At 45.4% G+C, this 21499-nt stretch carries 28 protein-coding genes; 22 read left to right on the forward strand and 6 right to left on the reverse strand.

All coding sequences use genetic code 11. The annotated features are described in order from the left end of the window. Nucleotides 1–276: 276 nt before the first annotated feature. From EPH95_RS17730 to EPH95_RS17755, 6 genes are all read left to right on the forward strand, one after another. Nucleotides 277–1422: an acyl-CoA dehydrogenase family protein gene (locus tag EPH95_RS17730; protein ID WP_142091274.1), complete on the forward strand. Its 1146-nt coding sequence runs from the start codon at nucleotides 277–279 to the stop codon at nucleotides 1420–1422. Between the two features lie 80 nt (nucleotides 1423–1502). Further along, a complete protein-coding gene (locus EPH95_RS17735) occupies nucleotides 1503–2834 on the forward strand; it encodes an acetyl-CoA carboxylase biotin carboxylase subunit (RefSeq protein WP_142091275.1) in 1332 nt (443 codons plus the stop codon). 20 nt (nucleotides 2835–2854) lie between these two features. After that, nucleotides 2855–3067 (forward strand): acetyl-CoA carboxylase biotin carboxyl carrier protein subunit, encoded by a 213-nt coding sequence (locus EPH95_RS17740; protein WP_142091276.1) that lies wholly within the window; start codon nucleotides 2855–2857, stop codon nucleotides 3065–3067. Between the two features lie 15 nt (nucleotides 3068–3082). Further along, nucleotides 3083–3865 (forward strand): enoyl-CoA hydratase-related protein, encoded by a 783-nt coding sequence (locus EPH95_RS17745; RefSeq protein ID WP_142091277.1) that lies wholly within the window; start codon nucleotides 3083–3085, stop codon nucleotides 3863–3865. A gap of 11 nt (nucleotides 3866–3876) precedes the next feature. Beyond that, on the forward strand, nucleotides 3877–5406 hold the full coding sequence (locus EPH95_RS17750; RefSeq protein ID WP_405127403.1) for an acyl-CoA carboxylase subunit beta: 1530 nt from the start codon (nucleotides 3877–3879) through the stop codon (nucleotides 5404–5406). 186 nt (nucleotides 5407–5592) lie between these two features. Beyond that, entirely contained in the window at nucleotides 5593–5793 is a 201-nt protein-coding gene (locus EPH95_RS17755) for an alpha/beta-type small acid-soluble spore protein (protein ID WP_114375769.1), read from the forward strand. 49 nt (nucleotides 5794–5842) lie between these two features. Here the strand turns inward: EPH95_RS17755 and EPH95_RS17760 are convergent, their stop codons facing one another. Continuing rightward, nucleotides 5843–6064: a DUF5342 family protein gene (locus EPH95_RS17760; protein WP_142091279.1), complete on the reverse strand. Its 222-nt coding sequence runs from the start codon at nucleotides 6062–6064 to the stop codon at nucleotides 5843–5845. A gap of 118 nt (nucleotides 6065–6182) precedes the next feature. Between EPH95_RS17760 and EPH95_RS17765 the strand changes: the two genes are divergently transcribed. The 3 genes from EPH95_RS17765 to EPH95_RS17775 all read left to right on the forward strand — a co-directional run bounded on the left by EPH95_RS17765 (nucleotide 6183) and on the right by EPH95_RS17775 (nucleotide 8841). Beyond that, entirely contained in the window at nucleotides 6183–7325 is a 1143-nt protein-coding gene (locus EPH95_RS17765; RefSeq protein ID WP_142091280.1) for a DUF445 family protein, read from the forward strand. Between the two features lie 135 nt (nucleotides 7326–7460). Further along, nucleotides 7461–7826 (forward strand): YlbF/YmcA family competence regulator, encoded by a 366-nt coding sequence (locus tag EPH95_RS17770; protein WP_142091281.1) that lies wholly within the window; start codon nucleotides 7461–7463, stop codon nucleotides 7824–7826. A gap of 160 nt (nucleotides 7827–7986) precedes the next feature. Then, entirely contained in the window at nucleotides 7987–8841 is an 855-nt protein-coding gene (locus EPH95_RS17775) for an HAD-IIB family hydrolase (RefSeq protein WP_160141845.1), read from the forward strand. Nucleotides 8842–8892: 51 nt separating this feature from the next. Here EPH95_RS17775 and EPH95_RS17780 read toward each other — a convergent pair whose 3' ends face one another. Further along, a complete protein-coding gene (locus tag EPH95_RS17780) occupies nucleotides 8893–9072 on the reverse strand; it encodes a YhzD family protein (RefSeq protein WP_142091283.1) in 180 nt (59 codons plus the stop codon). A 133-nt stretch (nucleotides 9073–9205) separates the two neighbouring features. Here EPH95_RS17780 and EPH95_RS17785 point away from each other — a divergent pair, with 133 nt between their 5' ends. The 9 genes from EPH95_RS17785 (at nucleotide 9206) to EPH95_RS17825 (ending at nucleotide 16620) form a co-directional block, all read left to right on the forward strand. After that, nucleotides 9206–10105: an ABC transporter ATP-binding protein gene (locus EPH95_RS17785; RefSeq protein ID WP_142091284.1), complete on the forward strand. Its 900-nt coding sequence runs from the start codon at nucleotides 9206–9208 to the stop codon at nucleotides 10103–10105. Continuing rightward, the gene (locus EPH95_RS17790; protein WP_160141846.1) at nucleotides 10098–11387 is read left to right on the forward strand and encodes an ABC transporter permease; all 1290 of its coding nucleotides are present in this window, start codon (nucleotides 10098–10100) and stop codon (nucleotides 11385–11387) included. Before EPH95_RS17785 ends, EPH95_RS17790 begins: the two co-directional genes overlap by 8 nt. A 121-nt stretch (nucleotides 11388–11508) precedes the next feature. Continuing rightward, nucleotides 11509–11787, forward strand: coding sequence for a hypothetical protein (locus tag EPH95_RS17795; RefSeq protein WP_142091286.1), 279 nt, complete (start codon nucleotides 11509–11511; stop codon nucleotides 11785–11787). A 26-nt stretch (nucleotides 11788–11813) separates the two neighbouring features. Beyond that, complete coding sequence (gene yidC / locus EPH95_RS17800) at nucleotides 11814–12596, forward strand: membrane protein insertase YidC (RefSeq protein ID WP_227003971.1); 783 nt, start codon at nucleotides 11814–11816, stop codon at nucleotides 12594–12596. A gap of 113 nt (nucleotides 12597–12709) precedes the next feature. After that, a complete protein-coding gene (locus tag EPH95_RS17805) occupies nucleotides 12710–13030 on the forward strand; it encodes a hypothetical protein (protein WP_142091287.1) in 321 nt (106 codons plus the stop codon). A gap of 208 nt (nucleotides 13031–13238) precedes the next feature. Beyond that, on the forward strand, nucleotides 13239–13919 hold the full coding sequence (locus tag EPH95_RS17810) for a response regulator transcription factor (protein WP_160141847.1): 681 nt from the start codon (nucleotides 13239–13241) through the stop codon (nucleotides 13917–13919). Further along, nucleotides 13916–15280: a HAMP domain-containing sensor histidine kinase gene (locus EPH95_RS17815; protein WP_142091289.1), complete on the forward strand. Its 1365-nt coding sequence runs from the start codon at nucleotides 13916–13918 to the stop codon at nucleotides 15278–15280. Before EPH95_RS17810 ends, EPH95_RS17815 begins: the two co-directional genes overlap by 4 nt. 50 nt (nucleotides 15281–15330) lie before the next feature. Next, nucleotides 15331–16272: a 3'-5' exoribonuclease YhaM gene (yhaM, locus tag EPH95_RS17820; RefSeq protein ID WP_142091677.1), complete on the forward strand. Its 942-nt coding sequence runs from the start codon at nucleotides 15331–15333 to the stop codon at nucleotides 16270–16272. Between the two features lie 66 nt (nucleotides 16273–16338). Continuing rightward, on the forward strand, nucleotides 16339–16620 hold the full coding sequence (locus tag EPH95_RS17825; protein WP_142091290.1) for a sporulation YhaL family protein: 282 nt from the start codon (nucleotides 16339–16341) through the stop codon (nucleotides 16618–16620). A 32-nt stretch (nucleotides 16621–16652) separates the two neighbouring features. Here EPH95_RS17825 and EPH95_RS17830 read toward each other — a convergent pair whose 3' ends face one another. Further along, entirely contained in the window at nucleotides 16653–17576 is a 924-nt protein-coding gene (locus EPH95_RS17830; RefSeq protein WP_142091291.1) for a peptidylprolyl isomerase, read from the reverse strand. Between the two features lie 179 nt (nucleotides 17577–17755). Here EPH95_RS17830 and EPH95_RS17835 point away from each other — a divergent pair, with 179 nt between their 5' ends. Both EPH95_RS17835 and EPH95_RS17840 read left to right on the forward strand, forming a co-directional pair. Beyond that, nucleotides 17756–17845: a YjcZ family sporulation protein gene (locus EPH95_RS17835; protein ID WP_142091292.1), complete on the forward strand. Its 90-nt coding sequence runs from the start codon at nucleotides 17756–17758 to the stop codon at nucleotides 17843–17845. A gap of 24 nt (nucleotides 17846–17869) precedes the next feature. Then, complete coding sequence (locus EPH95_RS17840) at nucleotides 17870–17962, forward strand: YjcZ family sporulation protein (protein WP_142091293.1); 93 nt, start codon at nucleotides 17870–17872, stop codon at nucleotides 17960–17962. Between the two features lie 65 nt (nucleotides 17963–18027). Here the strand turns inward: EPH95_RS17840 and EPH95_RS17845 are convergent, their stop codons facing one another. Then, complete coding sequence (locus EPH95_RS17845) at nucleotides 18028–18210, reverse strand: hypothetical protein (protein ID WP_142091294.1); 183 nt, start codon at nucleotides 18208–18210, stop codon at nucleotides 18028–18030. Nucleotides 18211–18352: 142 nt separating this feature from the next. Here EPH95_RS17845 and EPH95_RS17850 point away from each other — a divergent pair, with 142 nt between their 5' ends. Beyond that, nucleotides 18353–18919 carry a YpmS family protein gene (locus EPH95_RS17850; protein ID WP_160141848.1) on the forward strand — a complete coding sequence of 189 codons (567 nt, stop codon included), beginning with the start codon at nucleotides 18353–18355 and terminating at the stop codon, nucleotides 18917–18919. 54 nt (nucleotides 18920–18973) lie between these two features. On the opposite strand, the gene serC is transcribed toward EPH95_RS17850, so the two are convergent. After that, on the reverse strand, nucleotides 18974–20080 hold the full coding sequence (serC, locus tag EPH95_RS17855; RefSeq protein ID WP_142091296.1) for a 3-phosphoserine/phosphohydroxythreonine transaminase: 1107 nt from the start codon (nucleotides 20078–20080) through the stop codon (nucleotides 18974–18976). A 20-nt stretch (nucleotides 20081–20100) separates the two neighbouring features. Further along, nucleotides 20101–20526: an HIT family protein gene (locus EPH95_RS17860; protein ID WP_142091297.1), complete on the reverse strand. Its 426-nt coding sequence runs from the start codon at nucleotides 20524–20526 to the stop codon at nucleotides 20101–20103. Between the two features lie 169 nt (nucleotides 20527–20695). Here EPH95_RS17860 and EPH95_RS17865 point away from each other — a divergent pair, with 169 nt between their 5' ends. Further along, entirely contained in the window at nucleotides 20696–21439 is a 744-nt protein-coding gene (locus EPH95_RS17865; RefSeq protein WP_142091298.1) for an ABC transporter ATP-binding protein, read from the forward strand. Nucleotides 21440–21499 lie beyond the last annotated feature (60 nt).

The following is a 21499-nucleotide window of genomic DNA, read 5'->3' on the forward strand; positions in this document are numbered from 1 at the left end:
CTCAGTGGTTAATATTTATGATTCCCTCAGAACCTCTAGAACTAACATTATTATTACAGGTAAAACGTGCAGATTTTTTCCAACACACTAGAAAATAAGTGGTGGACGAAATCCTTTACATATAGTACGCTACTTGTAAGCGATTACAATTTGTGTTTTAATTTTTCCTTATGCCATCGGGAATGAATGTATGTGGTGATGGTATAAGCAAGGGAAAGCAGTCCTACTGATTGAGCGCTTGCTCAGTTTGTATTGCCGTTATTAAAGGAGGGAATCATGAACTTTCAATTAACAAAGGAACAACAGATGATTCGTGATACGGTTCGGGATTTCGCGGCAGCGGAAATTGCTCCTAAAGCAGAAGAAATCGACCGAAGCGCCCGTTTTCCCGAGGAACTATTTGAAAAAATGGGATCTTTGGGGATCATGGGAATTCCCATTGCCGAAAAGTATGGCGGTGCCGGTGCAGACACTATTTCTTATGCACTGGCAGTGGAAGAGGTCGGCAAAGCCTGTGGCGGCACCGGGCTCAGTTACGCCGCGTCGGTTTCACTTGGAGCCGGACCGCTGTATTCATTCGGAACGGAAAGCCAAAAACAAGAATATTTGGTACCGATCGCAAAAGGAGAAACATTAGGCGCATTCGGGCTTACCGAACCGAACGCAGGATCCGACGCAGGTGGCACGAAAACGACGGCAGTAAAAAAAGAAGACCGCTATGTGATTAATGGCGAGAAATGTTGGATTACGAATGCTTCCTATGCAAAAGCGGTCATCATTACCGCTGTGACCGGGAAGAAGGATAGCGGCAAAAATATCGTTTCCGCATTTATCGTTCCGACGGAGACACAAGGGTTCCAGATTACAACCCCATATGAAAAAATGGGGGTGCGCGGTTCCAATACGACAGAGCTGGTCTTAACCGATGTAGAAATCCCGGAAGAAAATGTGTTGGGCGACCCGGAAAAAGGATTCGGACAGTTCCTTCATACACTGGACGGCGGCCGAATTTCCATTGGCGCGCTGGCTTTGGGGATTGCGGAGGGAGCTTACCAAAAAGCGCTGGCCTATTCCAAGGAAAGAAAACAATTCGGCCATAAAATAAGCGAGTTCCAGGCAATTCAATTCAAGCTCGCGGATATGGCAATGGAAATTGAATTGGCAAGAACAATGGTGCATAAAGCCGCTTGGTTAAAAGATCAGAAAAAAGCTTTTAAAAAAGAAGCTGCTTTTGCCAAATTATTTGCATCGGAAATGGCAACGAGGGTGTGCAATCAAGCGTTGCAAATCCATGGCGGCTCTGGATATATGCGTGAATTTGGAATTGAGCGAATGTTAAGGGACACTAAATTAATGGAAATTGGAGAAGGGACATCAGAAATCCAGCGCATGGTTATATCAAGGGAAATCGGTTGTCCTTAGTAAGGTACGCCGGCTAAGACCGCAACGTCCTGTGGCAACGCCGGTACTAGCACATCCTGTGCGTCGTAGGGGGAATGCATATGTTTACAAAGGTTTTAGTCGCTAATCGAGGTGAAATCGCATGCCGTATTATTCAAAGTTGTCAATCACTCGGAGTGAAGGCGGTCGCGATTTATTCTGAAGCCGATCGTGACGCGCGACATACCCAACTTGCAGATGAAGCTTATGAAGTAGGTCCGGCAAAGGTTTTCGAGAGCTATTTGAACATCGATAAAATTTTAGCTATTGCAAAAGAGGCAAGAGTGAATGCCATTCATCCGGGCTATGGATTTCTATCTGAAAATCCCGATTTTGTCACACGTTGCCATGAGGAAGAAATCGTTTTTATCGGACCTGCTCCGGAGACGATGACGCTTATGGGGGATAAAGTTTCGGCGCGCAATCATATGAAAAATGCCGGCGTGCCTGTTATCCCGGGTTCGGTTGAACCGATCGCGAGTGCCGATGAAGCTGTTTCATTTGCGGAAAAACAGGGTTATCCGGTTATGCTCAAAGCGGCTGCCGGGGGTGGCGGCATAGGCATGGAAAAAGCAGGAGATGACGAAAAGCTTAAAAAAGCCTTTCAAAGCAACCAAAGAAGAGCGATGAATTATTTCAGTTCGGATTCGCTTTATATAGAAAAGGCATTGGAGTCTCCCCGCCATATCGAAGTGCAAATCATCGGCGACCGGCATGGGAATGTCATCCATCTCGGAGAAAGGGATTGTTCCATCCAGCGTCGCCACCAAAAAGTCATCGAGGAAGCACCTGCGCTCGATCTATCGGAAGATCTTTTAGAGCGTTTGCGAAAAGCTGCCATTCAGGCGGCAAAATCATTACGGTATGAGAATGCCGGCACACTTGAATTTCTTGTTGAAGATAATGAATTTTATTTTTTGGAAATGAACACTCGTTTGCAAGTGGAACATCCGGTGACCGAACAAATCACAGGGGTTGATATCGTAAGGGAGCAGTTGAACGTAGCCGCGGGTGAGCCTTTGGGCATGAAGCAATCAGAGGTGCAATTGCAAGGACACGCGATTGAAACGCGCATCTACGCGGAAGATCCTAACACCTTTTTTCCTTCCCCGGGTACGATAGATGCGTTTAACATCCCCGAGGGTGCATCCATCCGTCTTGATACCGGCGTGCAGAATGGCACGGAAGTCACGCCGCATTACGACCCCTTGCTCGCGAAGCTGATCGTCAGCGGCAACAGCCGAGAAGATACGCTCAAAAAGTTGCAGCAGACGTTAGAGGAATGTGATATACAAGGATTAAAAACGAACATTCCTTTTTTGCGGGAAGTTGCCAATCATCCGGATTATGTAGCCGGGAATGTGACAATTAATTTCGTGAATGAACATTTTTAGAAAAAGCGAGGAGATTTACAATGGCAAAGATTGAAGCAAGCATGGCAGGTAATTTATGGAAGGTTCTAAAGCAAGAAGGAGATGCAGTTGAGGCCGGCGAAGAGGTTGCGATTCTTGAATCCATGAAAATGGAAATCCCCGTTGAGGCAGAAGCGGCCGGTAAGATTAAAGCTGTCATGAAAGCAGAAGGAGAGTTTATTGATGAAGGAGAAGCTTTATTTGAAATTGAATAACGAGGGGAGATTTTCATGACTGACCTGATTCGTTCAGAAAATCTGGGCCGAGGAATCGTTCTGCTCAGGCTTAATCGTCCGGATGCTGCCAATGCATTATCCCGTCCGATGATTGAAGCGTTACAAGGGCAATTGCAGAAAATAAAAGAAGACAAAAATACGTATGTCGTTGTAATCGCGGCCGCGGGCAATCGCGTGTTTAGCGCGGGAGCTGATTTGAAAGAACGGTCAGGAATGAGTGAAGACGAGGTTATCGCGGTGGTAGGGAATATTAAAGCTTTGGCAAATGAAGTGGCTTCCATGCCGCAGCCAGTCATAGCGGCATTGAACGGCAGCGCTCTCGGCGGAGGTCTTGAACTCGCGCTCGCCTGTGATATTCGCATCGGAGCAAATGAAAGCAAATATGGCCTGCCGGAAACGACGCTCGCCATTATCCCCGGTGCCGGTGGCACCCAACGGTTAGCGAGGTTAATTGGGTCCGGGAAAGCGAAAACATTGATTTACAGCGGCCGTTTGCTTCGAGGCAAAGAAGCAGAGGAGTATGGGATACTGGAATACAGTGCGTCGCTTGACACGGTAGAGGATGAAGCGCTCGCGCTTGCGAATACAATGGCCGAAAATGGACCGGTTGCCTTGCGAGAAGCAAAAAAAGCGATCGATGAAGGCCTGGATACACAGTTATCCACAGGATTGGAGGTTGAAACGGCTGCCTATAAAAAAACCGTGCCGACCACCGATCGTTTAGAAGGGATCCAGGCATTTAAAGAGAAACGATCACCGGTTTATAAAGGGAAGTAATGGAGGTAACAATGACAGAACATAATTATAAAACCATTGTGGAAGAAATTGAACAAGGCGGGCCTGAACGATATCACAAAAGCAATGAAGATAAAGGGAAATATTTTGTGAGGGAACGTTTGCGTATGCTTTTGGATGATGGCACGTATACGCTCGAAGACGGGAAATTCGCGAATGTTCAAGCCGGAGATTTACCGGCGGACGGGGTAATTACCGGTATTGGAACGATTCATGGCCAACAAATATGCTTTATGGCCAATGATTCCACCGTTAAAGCTGGCTCATGGGGTGCCCGTACTGTTGAAAAAATCATTCGTATACAGGAACAGGCCGAAAACCTTCGCTGTCCGATGTTCTACCTCGTTGATTCAGCCGGGGCACGCATTACGGATCAAGTCGAAATGTTTCCCGGGCGGCGGGGTGCAGGTCGGATTTTCCATAATCAAGTACATTTATCCGGTCAAATACCGCAAGTCTGTCTGCTCTTCGGCCCTTCGGCTGCCGGCGGTGCTTATATTCCCGCGTTTTGCGATGTGGTTATCATGGTGCAGGAAAACGCGTCCATGTACTTGGGCTCCCCGCGTATGGCGGAAATGGTGATCGGCGAGCAGGTCAGTTTGGAGGAAATGGGCGGTGCAGAGATGCATTGCAGCGTTTCCGGATGCGGGGACGTTCTTGCTGTTGATGAACCCGATGCAATAGAGAAAGCACGGCAATACCTTTCTTATTTTCCTGATAACTACCGTGAAAAAACAAAATCCGTGGCTGCGAAAGCGCCGATTACCGGAGACAGAGATTTGGCCGATCTGATTCCGGCAAACCAAAATGCTCCATTTGATATGTATAAATTTATTGAAAAATTAATTGATGAAGACAGCTTTTTTGAAATCAAGCGTTTATTTGCACCGGAATTAGTCACGGGGTTGGCGCGAATGAACGGAGAAGTGGTCGGGATCATCGCTAATCAACCAAAAGCAAAAGGCGGAGTTCTTTTTCACGATTCCGCAGACAAAGCGGCGCGTTTCATAAATCTCTGTGATGCCTTTAATATTCCGTTGCTTTTCCTCGCGGACGTGCCTGGCTTCATGATCGGCACGAAGGTTGAGCGAGCCGGCATTATTCGGCACGGAGCTAAAATGATCTCGGCCATGTCAAGCGCCACAGTGCCGAAAATATCCGTCATCGTGCGAAAGGCTTATGGCGCGGGCCTATACGCCATGGCCGGTCCTGCCTTCGAACCCGATTATTGCGTGGCGCTTCCGACGGCGCAAATCGCTGTCATGGGGCCGGAGGCAGCGGTTAATGCGGTTTATGCCAACAAGATCGCCGAATTGCCTGAAGAAGAAAGGAGCGCATACATTTCAGAGAAACGCAAAGAGTATCAAGAAAACATTGATATTTATCGTTTGGGCTCCGAACTTGTCGTAGATGACATCATTGAACCTGCTCATTTAAGGCAGACACTCGTTTCTAGATTTCAGGCATATGCAAAGAAGCAAATGCTCCCCCCGGACAAAAAGCATAACGTTGACCCGGTTTAAAGAAGACAGCGAGGGAAGAAATTAAAATCTGAATGCTTTTGAAAGCGTCCGAAACACAGCATTGCGGCAAACGAAAAGGAGCAAATCGCTCCTTTTTGTTATTGGATGAACTTACTAATTGAAATCAAGGATAGAGTGCCGATTTCGATACAAACTATGGGTACCAAGCAAGGGAGGTGAGATAAGATGGCAAGCAATAATTCAAACCAACTTGTTGTACCTGGCGTTGATCAGGCACTCGATCAAATGAAATATGAAATTGCACAAGAGTTCAATGTGCAGCTTGGTGGCGAATCCACATCAAGATCTAACGGTTCTGTAGGTGGAGAAATCACTAAGCGTTTGGTTCAGATGGCTGAACAACAAATGAACGGCTATCAACGGTAACAAATGAATACAGATGGCTAAAAAGGCAGCTTCGGCTGCCTTTTTACGTTTATCCGGGGTGGTGGTCTTCATATACATGATAAAGCATTAAGTCGTGAACTTCCATTTCTACCTTTTTCAAATCCTCTTCAGGTGGTTTATTATTCCAATTAATGGTCCCATCTTGTGCATATATTCCTGCGCAATGTTTTCCTCTGTAAAAAAAAGAAATTTTCCATTCTTTTCTAATCCAATTATCTTTCAGTGTTTTGAATTGAAAATGTGTAAGCAACCAGGTGCCTCCTCTAACTCCTCATAACGTTTGTCTATATGGTATCATGTTTTTGGGAAGCTTGTCTTAAAGACAGGGACGAAAGGTATCATTAACTTACGATTTGAGGAGTCTTGTAATGAACGGTTGGTTGCTTTTAGCATTGACCGCTATATTGGCGGCCTTTATAGGATTTATAACGAATGTGATTGCCGTTTCCATGCTCTTTCGCCCACGAAAATCCATTTTTATTGGGAATTGGCGATTGCCGTTTACACCGGGTTTAATCCCTAAGCGTCACGAGGACATCGCCCACCATCTGGGAAGAATTGTAATGGAACATTTGTTAACGGTGGAAGGTTTGCAAGGACGATTAACCGAACAGCGATTTCAAAACGAGGTAAACACTTGGGTGAAAGAAGGGGCAAAAAAGTGGTTGTCGAACGAAGAACGCTCACTCCAAGAAATAGCGGAACATTACGGGTCATGGACCGAGCCCCATCAGACAGTGGAAGAACGCCTGAAAAAGGCGGTAAATGATCGTATCGATGTTTATTGGCAGGACATGCAAACGCAGACGATAGAACAGATCATCCCTGATGATTGGAGCCAAAATGGGAGGGATTTCATCCCGATAGTTGCTCATGGGATCCTGGAGCGCTTGCGTACTTATCTCTATTCAAAAGAGGGGAAAGCACAAGTACAAAGAATTATACAGACATTTATTCAACGGCGTGGTTCGATCATTCAAATGTTGGACTCGTTTGTGCGAACGGAAAAGATGGTAGAGCGTGTGTACCCAGAGGTTGTAGATGCGTTAACATCCCCGGATATTGAGAATTGGTTACAAAAAAAGCTTCATGAAGAGTATGACAAGGTTATGGAGAAAAAAGGAACCGACATTCTTTCCGAGGAAAGGGTGGAGCATTATCGCTTGGCGCTCACCGATATCGTCATGAACGAAATCCCCATCGAGGATGTATTTCACAAGCCGGTAAATGAATGGGCGGAAAAGATCGATTTCATCTACGTAGATCAAATATCCGATTCAGTCATTCAACAAGCCGGACGTTTTTTGGAAGTGAATATGAGCGGAATTCTAAAATCCTTACGCCTGGATCATATCGTAAGTGAACAAGTTAAAGCATTTCCGTTGGCCCGTTTGGAAGAAATCGTCGTCAACATCTCCAACCGGGAATTACGGATGATTAAAATTTTAGGAGGAATCTTGGGAGGGACCATCGGGATTGTCCAGGGATTGCTGATTCTGTTGCTTGTATAATGGAAGAGGCGGGTGTAGATAGCTTTTATAATTAAAATGAGGTTTGGACTGTTATTTAATGGACAGGCATGTTATCCTCGAAAAGGTGTAACGTAAGGAAGAAACGGCAAAGATGGAATAAAAAGGAGGAAAATCATGGCTGAAAATTTACATGATAAGGCACAAGAGTTAGCGCAAGCATTAAGGGAAAGCGATGAGTTTCAGGCTTTGCAAGCTTTGCACGAAGAAGTGGAAGAAGATGATGTTGCAAGCCGAATGCTCTCGAATTTCCGCAAAGTTCAATTGGAGTTGCAGGATAAGCAAATGCAAGGAGAGCAACCCTCGGAAGAGGAAATTAGCCAAGCCCAAAAACAATTTGAAATGGTGCAGCAACATGAAGTCATTTCTAAGCTAATGGAAGAAGAACAGCGAATGAGCACAGTTATCGGTGACATGAATAAAATCATCACGGAACCGCTGGAATCGCTGTACGGGACACCCGAAGATGAGCAAAACCAGTAATAGTAAAAATTGAGAGCCATGTGCTCTCAATTTTTTTTATCAAAGGAAAGCTATCAGGAACACAACAACCACAAAGCTGTAAACGCCTCAGTAGTTCTAAAATCCCTTTTTCGGACATAGTGTTTTACTAAGGCAAGGAGTACGAACAGGAGGGATGACCTTGAACTATCGGCTACTGGCTCTGGCTGTTGATGGGGCCATTTTAAAAGACAACAGCCGGTTATCAAGAACAACGAAGGAAGCGATTGAATTTGTGCGGAATAAAGGAGTTTATGTAACCCTCGTTACTCATCGCTCCTATCAGCAAGCGAATAAAATCGCGAAGGCGTTGAGAATGGAACACGAAATGATCTGTTACGGAGGAGCTTTTATCGCCGGGCGGGCAGATAAACCGCTCTATGCTCAGCGAATGCCGGTGGAAATGGCAAGTGATATAGCTTTTGAGTTGGAACGTTTTGGATGCCAGATTGTTGTTGAACATGAAAATTTTGAGCTCACAAATCGACTGCACCAACCGCAAAATCTGCTCGGGAGAATGACGGTCAGCGTGAGTGAATCTTTATTTTATCCACAGACGGTTGTTGAACATATGAGCGAACACATTGATTTGCATCGCATATCACCGCTGCGAATAAAAGTTGATTTTGATGCCAATGAAGAAAAAGAAGCAGCGATTGATCATCTAGAAAGTAGTATCCCGGGATTAAGCATTATGGAACAAGAAGGGGATATGCCTTCCATTCATTTGAAGCTGAAGGAAGCAAACAAGTCAGCAACATTGCTTTATCTTGGCAGCGAACTTGGCATTCGTCCCGAGGAAATGGTCGCGGTGGCGGCAAAGACGGAAGATGAAGAAATGCTGGATGTTGTCGGTTTGGGTGTAGCCATGGGGCAATCATCCCTTCATCTGCGGAAAAGCGCGGATTGGGTGACGCGGTCAAATGATCAGGATGGGCTTGCTTATATGATCAAAGAAGTCTTTAGAAAACAAATGAATGTATCCCAAAACCCTTAAAAAGAAACGATTGCCCTCTCGAATTTGAACGAGAGGGCAATCTCATTGTATTTAACGATAAAATAATAACAATTCTCCGGAACGCACGAGACGATGCGTTGTTTTCATGTAAGATTCTTCCTGTAAACGCTCTCGGCCATGATCAATGGCTTCTTGGTCTGTATCGAACGTATAAGATTCATTGAGCAACAGTTCCCCGCTTTTATCAAAGACAGTCAATGCATAATCCATATCGTTTCCTCCCTCCGCTTCTTCCTTATTTTATCAAAGAGCTGTTCCTTTTGAAAGGCTTTTCATATATGGACGCATTACCTGCCCTTGTAGAAAGAGGCATGTATTGCTAGTATGGCAAAGAGGTGAGTACATGGTTTTGCGAATGGAGAACGTTACGAAAAGATTTGGAGCAAAAACAGCGGTCGATCATTTATCTTTACATATAGACTCCGGTGAAATGTTTGGAATGTTAGGGGCAAACGGCGCCGGAAAAACAACAACGTTTCGCATGATGATCGGTTTATTTGAACCTAATGACGGTGAAGTTTCCTGGAACGGCATTGCTCCTCAATCTCTAGAGGCGCGTACGATTGGTTATTTGCCGGAAGAAAGGGGTTTATACCCAAAACTGAAAGTGATGGAGCAGATGATCTATCTCGGCCGTTTGCGTGGCCTTTCCAAGCAAGAAGCTGTTGCTGAAGTGGATGCCTGGTTGGAGCGTTTTCACATTCCCCATTATCGGAAAGCCAAAGTGGAAAACCTTTCAAAAGGGAATCAACAAAAAATACAGTTCATTGCTGCTGTTTTGCATCGTCCACAGCTCTTGATTTTGGACGAGCCTTTTAGCGGTTTGGACCCCATTAACGTTGATCTGTTGAAAAAAGCGGTGGTAAATCTCAAAAATGACGGGACAACCATCGTTTTCTCCAGTCACGATATGAAGCATGTGGAATCCCTTTGTGAAAATCTTTGTATCATGAATGAAGGAAAACCGGTGGTCCATGGAAAATTAAGTGACATCAAACGTACATACGAAAAACGCAAACTTCATATTCGCGCGGATTTTTCGCTCTCCTTTTTGGAGAACTTCGACGGTGTGCTGCAAATGACCAATGGCGCCGAGGAGACAACGCTTGAGCTTCGTGATGAAACGGTAGCCGAAGCGATCTTTGGCCAGCTCCGGGATCTTGGATATGTGCGACATTTTTCCGTGGAAGAGCCAACGCTGCATGATATTTTCATCGAGAAAGTGGGCCAACCATATGCGTAAAATGCTAATCGTGCTAGCCCATACATATTGGACAAAAATTAAATCGAAAACGTTTCTGTTTACGACATTAATGATGGCAGTGTTTATGCTCGTGTTTTTGAATTTGAATAATATCATTCAGTTTTTTGACGGGGATGCATCAGAGCAAGCATACGATGTTCTGATTATGGATGAAAGCGGCGGCCTGTATGAACCGTTGGCAGAAGAAATAGAGAGCGGAAGCGGCCAAATCACGGCAAATGAAGCCTCGCCAGAGGAGGAAGAAGATGCTGAAAACGCTGTGATGGAAGGCCACTATGATGCTTATTTGCAAGTGGACGGACAAGCGGATGACATTGAGGGGCACTTTTACGCGCCAACGATCAATGAAACGTTTCTTCCTTCGCAACTGCAATCTGCCCTCCAGAATGTAAGGGAAGGGCAAATTGCGGATGTTTTGCAAATTGAAGAAGAAGAACTGGAAGCGCTGAATGAACCGGTGCCGTTTGGACAAACAGCGTTGGATGAAACCGCGCGCTCGGAGGCGGAACTCAATCAGGCGCGTTTGCTTGTGAATATATTGCTGTTTCTCATCTATTTTTCCGTTCTTTTTCTCGGAAATATGATCGCTTCGGAAGTTGCCACTGAAAAATCATCAAGAGTGATGGAGCTCTTAATCTCGAGTGCTTCCCCCGTTCAGCAAATGTTTGGGAAAATCATCGGCGTCGGTTTGATCGGACTAACGCAGTATACACTGATTTTTATGGTTGCGGTCCTATCGTTTGCCCAATTTGTCGGGATAGACCCGCCCACGGACCCAGGCGGAATGATGGAGCAACAAGAGATGTTTGCGGTGGACGGTCCGGTTTTTTCATTAGAGCTTTTTCTGTTTGCGTTTTTGTTTTTTATCCTCGGATATTTATTGTACGCGACGCTTGCAGCCATGCTAGGTTCCATCGTCACCCGCATCGAGGACGTGGGGCAGGCGGTAGGACCGATGAATATGCTCGTCATATTGGCACTTATGATTTCCGTTTTTAGCATGGGGAACCCAAGTGCAACGATTGTAACCGTCACCTCCTATATCCCGTTTTTTACGCCAATGATCATGTTTTTGCGCGTCGGAATGGGAGAAGCCGCAATCTGGGAGGTGCTCCTCTCGGCAGGTATCATGGTTGTTACGATCGCGTTGTTAACGATTATCGCTGCGAAAGTATACCGCGGCGGTGTGCTGCTGTATAACCAGACGCGTATGTGGAAGAGCTTGAAACAGGCGTTATTGCTTTCAAAAAAAACACCTTGATATAAACGGGATGAAGCGATTATGAATTGGATAAGATGGAAAGAAAAGAAATATCAAGAAGCAAAAAATATGTGATACAATGCAAGCAGCGAATGACTTGTAAAAGGGGGTGGCCGGAAAAATGATGCTTGAATTTGTGACGGATATGAACTGGATTTACGTGATGGTGATGCTCTCCAGTCTCGCGGTCATTGGATTTCACAGCCATCTTCGTTATGTATCCCCGATGCAGTTGATGACAAGGCAGTGGCAGCACGGGCAGAAAAAACACGTGAATATTTTTCTGTCTCAAGCGCCCGTCCCGGTTGCCCCACGTGTATTACAAAAAATCCCTGCGTTCAGCGATCGAAGCCATGATGATGACGAAGAAGACTCCAATCCTCCTTTATATTACGTTTGACCATTCAAATATAAGGAGGACCTTTGTTGAAAAAAAAGCATATCGTAGGATTGTTCGTCATCTTAATGATCGGTGCCTTGCTTGCCGGTTGCGGGATGGATCGTGCCCCCATTACTTCTGAAAGCGAGGGTATCTGGGATCATTTTTTTGTGTTTCCGTTGTCTTGGTTAATCATACAAACCGCTGAAATGTTTCAAGGGAGTTATGGACTGGCGATTATGGCAATGACTGTCGCCATTAGACTTTTGTTACTCCCGTTATTTTTAAAGCAGCATAAAAGCAGTAGAGCGATGCAAAAACTCCGCCCCGAGATTGAGCAGTTAAGAACGCAATATGATATGAAAAACCCTGATGAGCAGAAAAAAATGCAGCAAGAAATGATCAGTCTTTACCAAAGGAGCGGGATAAACCCAGTTGCGGGCTGCTTGCCGATGTTCATTCAAATGCCGATATTAATGGCTTTTTATTTTGCGATTGTCCGTACGGAAGAAATCGCGACGCACAGTTTTTTATGGATGGATCTCGGTAACCCTGACCCGTACATGATCATGCCTTTGCTTGCCGGTTTCGGCATGTTTTTGCAAATGCAATTAAGCACTCGCGGCATGCCTTCGGAAGTGGCCGGACAAATGAAGATGATGCTATATATCATGCCGGTCATGATCGTCGGTGCAGGGTTTGCGCTGCCTTCAGCGTTGTCGCTTTATTGGTTCACGGGAAGCATTTTCATGATTGTGCAGACATGGATGATCAATCGAAACGAACGCAAAGCAGAGCGGGCAGAACAACCCGTCAGCGAGGTTGATTAGAAAAAAGGCCCCCTAGCCCGGGGTCTTTTTTCTTTTCACCGTCCAATCTCTAACCTCTCACATCTCACCTCCAAACTGAATACGTTATGTTGTAAAGGAGGTAGGCGATTATCATGCAACGTAACGAGCAGATGTATCAACATTGTCTTCAACATATGGGAAGACACGTGAAGGCGGATATGGCGGATCAACAAACATTTTACGGTTTTGTGGAAAACGTCGACGTGGAGAACGTATACTTGATCGTATTGGAAAGTGACAATGGATATGACGATTATTACGGAGGCCATGGCCATCATCATGATCAACGCGTATTCGGCGGCTTTGGATATGGTTATCCCGGTTACGGCTATGGTTATGGGAGACCAAGATTTCGTTGGAATAGATTGGCATTGCCCTTGGCGGCTCTGACGGCTATCTCCCTCTTGTATTAAGGGGCGAACCTGTTATCCCGCGACACCTTTCCCTGTCCTCGCGGATGGGGAATTTTTTAATCGCATGTTATTTTCGGGCAGAGATTGGCGTCTTGGACAAGTCATGAGTTGGCATGAAAGAAAATGATTGATAGTATAAAGTGAAACTACCTCTATACGCTCACGTTTGACTTGCAATGAATAAAAGTAAAGAAATGAGTGATGATTGATGAGTTATACGATTTATCTTGTTGAAGATGAAGAGAACTTGTCAGAGGCGCTGCAAGCGTATATGGAAAAAGAAGGATGGACGGTAAAACTGTTTCAAGACGGTGACAAGGCGCAGGAAGCAGTAGAGGAAAGGCCCCATTTATGGGTGCTTGACATTATGCTGCCGGGGACAGACGGGTATCAAATTCTAAAAACAATACGCGAAGTCCAAGGGGATATTCCCGTTATTTTTATTTCTGCCAGGGACCAGGATTTGGATCGGGTGCTTGGACTGGAGATGGGGAGCGATGATTACATATCCAAGCCGTTTTTGCCGCAAGAACTGATTATTCGTGTCAAAAAATTGTTGACCCGTGTGTATGGTTCCGAATCCGAAGAAAACAAGAAAGTTGATTTAAACGATTATACGATCGATCCGGAGGCCCGGACGGTCATTGATGAGCAAAATGAGAGGCAAATCGTGGATTTGACGACAAAAGAAATGGACCTCATTTTGTTATTGACAGTTCAAGTGGGAAAAGCCCTTTCCCGTGAAGATATTATCGAGGAAGTGTGGGGAGAAAATTACTATGGTTCGGAACGTGCCGTTGACGATGTTGTGCGGAGGGTGCGTAAAAAAATGCCTCGCATCCATCTTGAAACATTATATGGGTATGGGTATAGGATTCTATCGTCATGATGCGAATGAATCTTACTCGGAGAATATGGTTATCTTTTCTTTCTTTGCTTGTGCTGGTCGGCTTGTCGATGATCATTATTTATCCGATATCGATTCAAGGGACGCTTACGGAGGAAACCTACCGCATCATTGAGCAACAGCAAAGGCAGCTAGTCAATCCGTTCAGTGAGCAATTTTCGCCTCCGGACCCGGATGACGCGCTCATTGACCCATCTTCACGGGCGGTCGGCCATATCTTTTATGCTGATCAAGTGGCCGGTCCGAGTGTCGGGGAAGATTTACCGGAAGAATTGGAAGAAGCCTATCAGGAAATGTTTGCGCAAGCTTTTGAGCAAGAGTCGGAAACCGGACGCTATGAATTTACCTTCCAGGATTCCACGGTGTTCTACGTTGTGACGCGCATCGATGCAAGCGAAGATGAGGAGGTGGACGAGGCCTATTATATTTCCTTTATGTGGGATGCTTATCGTGATTCAATGGTCAATCAGCTTTGGGAAAACCTTGTCTACTTAATGTTGATCACTTCAGCTTTAAGTTTGCTTCCGGTCCTTTGGCTCACCCGCTATCTCCGAAAGCCTTTGCGCTTGCTCGGGAATCATTTTGAACAAATCGCGAAGCGAAACTGGAAAGAGCCCTTTCATTGGGAAGGCGATGAGGACTTCCAAAAACTTTCGGATCAGTTTGAGCTCATGCGCCAGAATCTGATTCGATACGACAGCGCCCAAAAAACGTTTATGCAGCATGCTTCCCATGAATTGAAGACACCGATAACGGTCGTGAAGACTTATGCACAATCAGTGAAAGATGGCGTACTTCCGAAAAATAGCGTGGAAGAATCAATGGATGTGATTCTCCAGGAATCGGACCGCATGGATAAACGCGTGAAAGACATGCTTTATTTTACAAAGTTGGGGAACTTAAAAAAAGAAACCATTAACCTTGAAGAATTATCGTTTGGGGCATTGGCGTATGAATTAGAAGAACGTTATCGGTTGCAAAGGGCTGACCTTAATTTCATCGTGGAAGGGGCGGCTACTCGCTTTCAAGGAGACCCTGAACACATCCAAATACTCTTGGAAAACCTCATTGAAAATGCATTGCGTTATGCAAAAAGCACGATTTGGATTCGTGCTGAGCAAACGGACCATGATGTGACGTTGATCGTTGAAAATGACGGGAAAGCTGTCAGTGAAGAAGATATGCAAACGATGTTTGAACCATTTCGAAAAGGTAATAAAGGTCAATTCGGGCTCGGGCTTGCCATTGTCAAGCAAATTACCGAGTTGCATCGGGGACGCCATGGCATCTTAAACGAAAATGGGCGAGTGTCTTTTCAAATGACCTTGCCGCGCCAACCATAACTAGGGGGGAGAAGGGCAAACAGAAATAGAACGGTTTGCCTGCTACAATGATGGAAAAAGGAATTTATTACGCGAAACCCGGCGATAAAATTGACCGCCATTTGCTCATTCGTCAAGCGACGCGCGGGATAGCCAGTAACGGAAAGCCGTTTTTAACGTTGCGATTATCGGATGACAGCGGTGATATTGAAGCGAAATTATGGGGAGTGAAACCGGAAGACGAGCGCACATATACCGGAAAAACGATTGTGTATATCCAAGGAGAGGCCTTTGATTATCGTGGACGTTTGCAGTTGAAAATTACCCGGATACGGCCTGTAAACGATCAGGATAACATAAAAATGGAGGACCTCGTTCCGACGGCCCCTATGGAAAAACTGGATATGCTCGAACACGTCAATCAATTTGTTTTTGATATCGGGAATGCAAAAATTCAACGAATGACACGTTTTCTCCTTAAGAAGTACCAACATGCATTTTTGGAATCACCGGCAGCAACGAGAAACCACCATGAGTTTATGTCCGGTCTTGCCTATCACGTTGTATGCATGCTTCAGCTTGCACAATCGGTTGTCCAATTGTATCCAAGCTTAAACAAAGATTTGCTTTATGCCGGAATCATTTTACACGATCTCGGCAAGGTCCGGGAATTATCCGGTCCAATTGACACGGAATATACCCCTGAGGGCAAATTGATCGGGCATATCTCTATTATGGCTGCAGAAATCCGGCAAACAGCCTCTGAGTTAAAAATTGAAGGGGAGGAGCCGATGTTGCTTGAACATCTCATTCTAAGCCACCACGGGAAAGGAGAATGGGGAAGCCCGAAGCCTCCGCTTGTACAAGAGGCAGAGATCCTGCACTATATCGATAATCTTGATGCAAAAATGAATATGATGGATCGGGCACTGGGAAAGACCGAAGCGGGCCACTTCACGGAGCGAATTCCCGCTTTGGAAAACCGGACCTTTTACAAACCGAAAAATATTTAAAGGAGCATACAAGCCCTTTTGCCTTCATAAAGTAGAATATGAGGAATCGCAGAAGGGGTGGTTGATTTGCAAGAACGGTCCAAACGCATGCTCTTGACGCTTGTCATTATTTTTCTCGGACTCGCGGTGTTGCAAAGGTTTACAGCGGATGCGGCGATAACGACGGTGCCATGGTGGGTAACGGTAGTGATTTTGGCAGCAATCGTTTCCGGATATATGTGGCTTCGGACAAGTATTGAAGATAAAAAGGCAGAAGCGGAATGGATTGAACAGGAAGGGCGTGTGTACATTCGCAGAATGGAACATGAACGCCAGCAACGGGCACGTGCTGCGGATCAAGAACAATAAAAAGCACCTCCAACAAGTGGGAGGTGCTTCCCTTATTGCATGGGCATTGCCCCGGGTTCTTGCAGCCAATCTTCATATTCGTTGTCCGTGATTTCAATGTCGGCCTCTTCCATAAGTTCTTGGAGGACTTCTTCCGGCATTTTAGACTGTTCTTGTGTCAGTCTTGATTCAATTTCTTCTTCAAGCTCTTCATATGTTTCATTGCGGTCAAGCACTTCGATGATGTGATGCCCCATCTGTGATTCCACGGGTTCACTAACTTCGCCTTCATCCAATTCAAATGCAGCATCTGCGAAATTCTCATCCATTTGGTGCCCTTCTTGTGGGAACGTTCCTACATTCCCGCCTTCCGGTACACTAGCCGAATCCTCGGAGTATTCCTCGACGGCATCCTCAAAGCTCATCCCGTCTTCAAGTTCGTCTAAAACTTCTTCAGCCGTTTCTTCATCTTCAACGAGAATGTGCCGGACTTCTACTTCGGTGAGTGCTTCTTCGTTTTCTTCATAGTATTCTTCTTTATCTTCCTCTGAAATGTCCACTTCCGCGGTGGATAATTCTTGGATCACTACTTGGGGGAGCAAGAAGTCTTCTTTCAGTTCATCGATGGAATCAACCGGAATCTGCATTTGCATTTGCAACATCTCCAGCAGTTGTTCGTCATCTTCGACGCCCATCTGTTCACGCATGTCTTCGAGTTCATCTTCCACTTCTTCTTCCCCGATATCAAGTTCTTCCGCCTGCTGCCTTAAGATGGTGTCTTGGATCATCTGATTAAACAGCTGTTGGCCATATTCATTTTTTAATTCATTCGTCAGTTCTTCTTCCGTCAATGATGTTCCGTCGACATTGGCGATTTCTTCGCCGGATTCATTATCCGCATCCCCATCATCGTTGCATGCGGTTAGTGCAATCGCTCCTGTTATGCATGCTACCAAGGCAATTTTTGTTTTTTTCAAATTCGTACACTCCCTGTTTGTCTAACACGTACTTTGCAATACTGGAAACTTTTTGTATAAAGAATAATTTTACTATACCACAAAAGATCGTGGAGAAAAAATGATTTTGTAGGTGGAACGCCCAATCGACTCGGCTTCCTCCTACATAAGATAACTCAGGAATGGGAGGAGGTGGCATCATGTCAGCTGGTTATGGAAATAGCGGTGGCTTCGCGCTCATCGTTGTCCTGTTTATCTTGCTAATTATCGTAGGTGCCTCTTGGTGCTAAATTTTAATGAAGGAGGAAACCATCATGGGTTATGGCGGAGGTTTCGCGCTTCTCGTTGTTCTGTTCATCTTGCTAATTATCATTGGAGCTTCCTGGGGAGGCTACGGTGCTTGGTAAGCACGCAAAATGAATAGCTCCGCAGTTTTAATGGGTTGGTGCCTTGGGCGCCAACCCGTTGGTATTTAAATGATTAAGAGCCTTACATATGTAGAAACGAGAAGAATCATAATGAGCACATTTATGGTTGTAAACACGTTAGGGATTTTTTCTTCTGTCATTTCCTTTTGTACGACGAGAGAATTCGTCATGGTGTTAATGACCACTAAATATAAAGCTGCAAAAAATATAAATAAGAAAATCTCCATGCCGGAACCTCCAATTACCTCCAAGATACATCACTTGAATTTACTTTAACAAACATTGGGGAAAAATGATAGCGAAAGCTCATGAAGCCGTAACCATCGTGTGATATGATGGGAGCAGCTCGATTTGCAAAGGATGAATAAAATGAACTGGAAGTGGGCTTTTTTTATTCTCGCAGGTATCAACATCGCCATTATTGCAAGTTTCTGGTTGCTTCTTTCACCGATTGGCTCTGAGTCAGCGCCGGAGGAATTGCTGGAAGGAGAAGCACCTGCCCAAGAAGAAGAAGTGTTCTTTACGGCCGAAACTTCGGTGGATCAAATTCGTTCATTTATGCGTTCGCAAACCGATGATGCCATTGATATCCATATGGAAGACGACGAAATCGTATTCACTGGCAATTATACGTTTTTTGGAATGGACGTTGATCTTAATCTTTATTTACTTCCAACGGTATCGGAAAGTGGGAACTTGCGTCTCGAAGAAAATGGAATGGCCATCGGCTCTCTCAATTTGCCGTCTGCAGCAGTGCTGAGAGTCGTCGAGGAACAGGGCGACCTCCCTGAATTTGTTCACGTTTATCCTCAAGAAGGGGTGATCGATGTGCATGTGAACGACATTGATATCGGGGACGACCTCTATTTGCGTATCGGCGCTTCCGGGCTGGAAAATGGCGATATCCCTCTTGAAGGTGTGTACGGCGATGCATAAAAGATCACTACACGTTTTTGGATACGTGTAGTGACGAGAGGCGTTACGCTCTATTTACCGATGTTTTTTTTGAAAAGAAACCATGAAATCACGAAGGGCTTCGCAAGATTCAAGGGAGACGGCATTGTAGATCGAAGCGCGGCATCCACCTACGGACCGGTGTCCGTTTAAACCGCTGAATTCCCTCTCTTTAGCATCCTCAAGAAACTGTTCCGTCAACTCCTCCGATGGCAGCGTAAAGGTGACATTCATATTGGAACGGCTGGACGGGTGCGCATGCCCCCTGTAAAATCCATCGCTTTCATCAATGGCGTCATACAAGCGTCCGGCTTTCTCCCGGTTGCGGGCTTCCATCGCTTGTAATCCACCGTTTGCTTCGATCCACCGCAATGTATTTCTCATCATGTATACGGCAAAAGTTGGCGGTGTGTTATATAGGGAAGCTTTTTCTGCATGGGTATGATAGCGCATGATTGCAGGAACTTCCCGCGCGATGGTTTTCGTCTTTTCGAGCAATGTTTTCGAAATGATCACGAGCGTGACCCCGGAAGGGCCGATATTTTTTTGTGCTCCCGCGTAAATGAGATCAAAATTTTCAACGGGAAGGGGGCGGCTGAAAAGATCGCTTGACATGTCAGCGACAACGGGTGCTTCCCATTCGGATAGCCTTGAAAAATCTTGCCACGCTGTTCCATAGATCGTGTTGTTTGACGTCAAGTGAATATAGGCATCATCAACAGTGGTGTCGATCGTTTCGAAATCGGGTATTCGTTTATAATGGTCTTCTTTTCCGCTTGCGCCGCTATAAGTTTCCCCCAAATGATCTGCCTCTTTTTTTGCCTTTTCCGACCAAGACCCTGTTAATATGTAATTGGCCTTTCTGCTCGGGGACAGCAAATTATAGGGAAGCATGGCAAATTGAAGGCTGGCGCCTCCCTGCAATAGCAAAACATCATAGGCATCGCTGATTCCGAGTAGGCGTTTGACCGTTTCGATGGTTTCGTAATGTACGGATTCGTAGCTTTCTCCGCGATGGCTGTGCTCCATAATCGACATGCCGGTTCCGTTGAAATTTTCAAGTTCGGAAGCTGCTTGCCGGAGAACTTCCGGCGGTAGAGCGGCCGGGCCGGCGTTAAAGTTGTGAATTCTTTCGTTTGTCATTCCTGAACCTCCCGTAATGCTTACTCCATGTTTGCTTGGACGGTTTGCGCGTAGGATTTTAAATCTTCATCCGAGTAGTTTTCACTGTTATCGGCCCAATTGTAAAGGACTTCTTGGCCGTAACGGGGGATGAAATGCAAATGATAGTGAAAGACGGATTGATCCGCTTGTTGGCCGTTGTTATTCGCGATATTTAAGCCTTTAAAATCGAACGTTTTCTTTAACGCGCGGGCAATTTTCGGTACTTTTGTGAACAACTTCGAGGCCGTTTCTTCTTGTAATTGAAAAATATCAGCTTGATGGTCTTTTGGGATCAACAACGTGTGGCCTTCCGTTACTTGACTTAGATCTAAAAAAGCAACGACGTCATTGTCTTCATAAATTTTGTTCGATGGAATTTCCCCCGAGACAATTTTACAAAAGATGCAATCGGATTGTGCAGACATGGAAACGTCCTCCTTCTAGAAATGGAATTACTATCTATGGTACCAAACGAACCCGCCGTTGCCCACTCCGTTTTTTAATCTCTGTCCGGTTCCCATAATAGACATTTCCAATTTGGGGGACAAAAGGTACAATAGAAGATAGATGAAGACGTTGGAAGGGGGACCGTAAATGGCAGCATTACTCAATATTGAAGAATTGACAGGGGGCTACAGCCCGAGAAAACCGGTAATTGAAGAGGTTTCCTTTCAAGTGAAAGCCGGAGAAATCGTTGCTTTAATTGGCCTGAACGGGGCAGGAAAAAGCACGACGATCAAGCACATTTTAGGGTTGTTGGAGCCTCTGGGCGGTCGTATTGAAATTCGGGGGCAAACGAAAGATGATGATATAGACAGATATAGAAAAACGATGGGCTATATCCCGGAAACACCGATTCTTTATGAAGAATTAACGCTTTGGGAACACCTTCGCTTAACTGCAATGGCTTATGGAGTCGAGGACGGCACGTGGCAAAAACGCGCCGAGATGCTAATTGAAACGTTTCGCATGAAAAAAATGACCCATTGGTTTCCTAGTCATTTTTCCAAAGGAATGCGGCAAAAGGTGATGGTTATGTGTGCGTTTCTCGTTGAACCGAAGCTGTATGTCGTCGATGAACCATTTGTGGGCTTGGATCCGGTAGGGATTCAGTCTTTGCTGGAACAAATGATGATGATGAAGGAAAACGGGGCCGGGATTTTAATGAGCACCCATATCCTTACAACAGCTGAGAAACATTGCGATCGGTTTATTTTGCTGCATGATGGCAGTGTCTATATGCAAGGAACGATGGAAGAACTGAGGGAGCAAGCCGGGATGCCGGAAGCGGATTTGGACAGCCTCTACATTGAAATGACTAAGGAACCGACCGTATGAACCCGGTAGATCTTTGGCGTGAACGTGCACTTGGGTTTTGGAACGTAGCTTTTCGTTACA

Source organism: Salicibibacter halophilus, assembly GCF_006740705.1.
In the GTDB taxonomy this organism is placed as follows: Bacteria; Bacillota; Bacilli; order Bacillales; family Marinococcaceae; genus Salicibibacter; species Salicibibacter halophilus.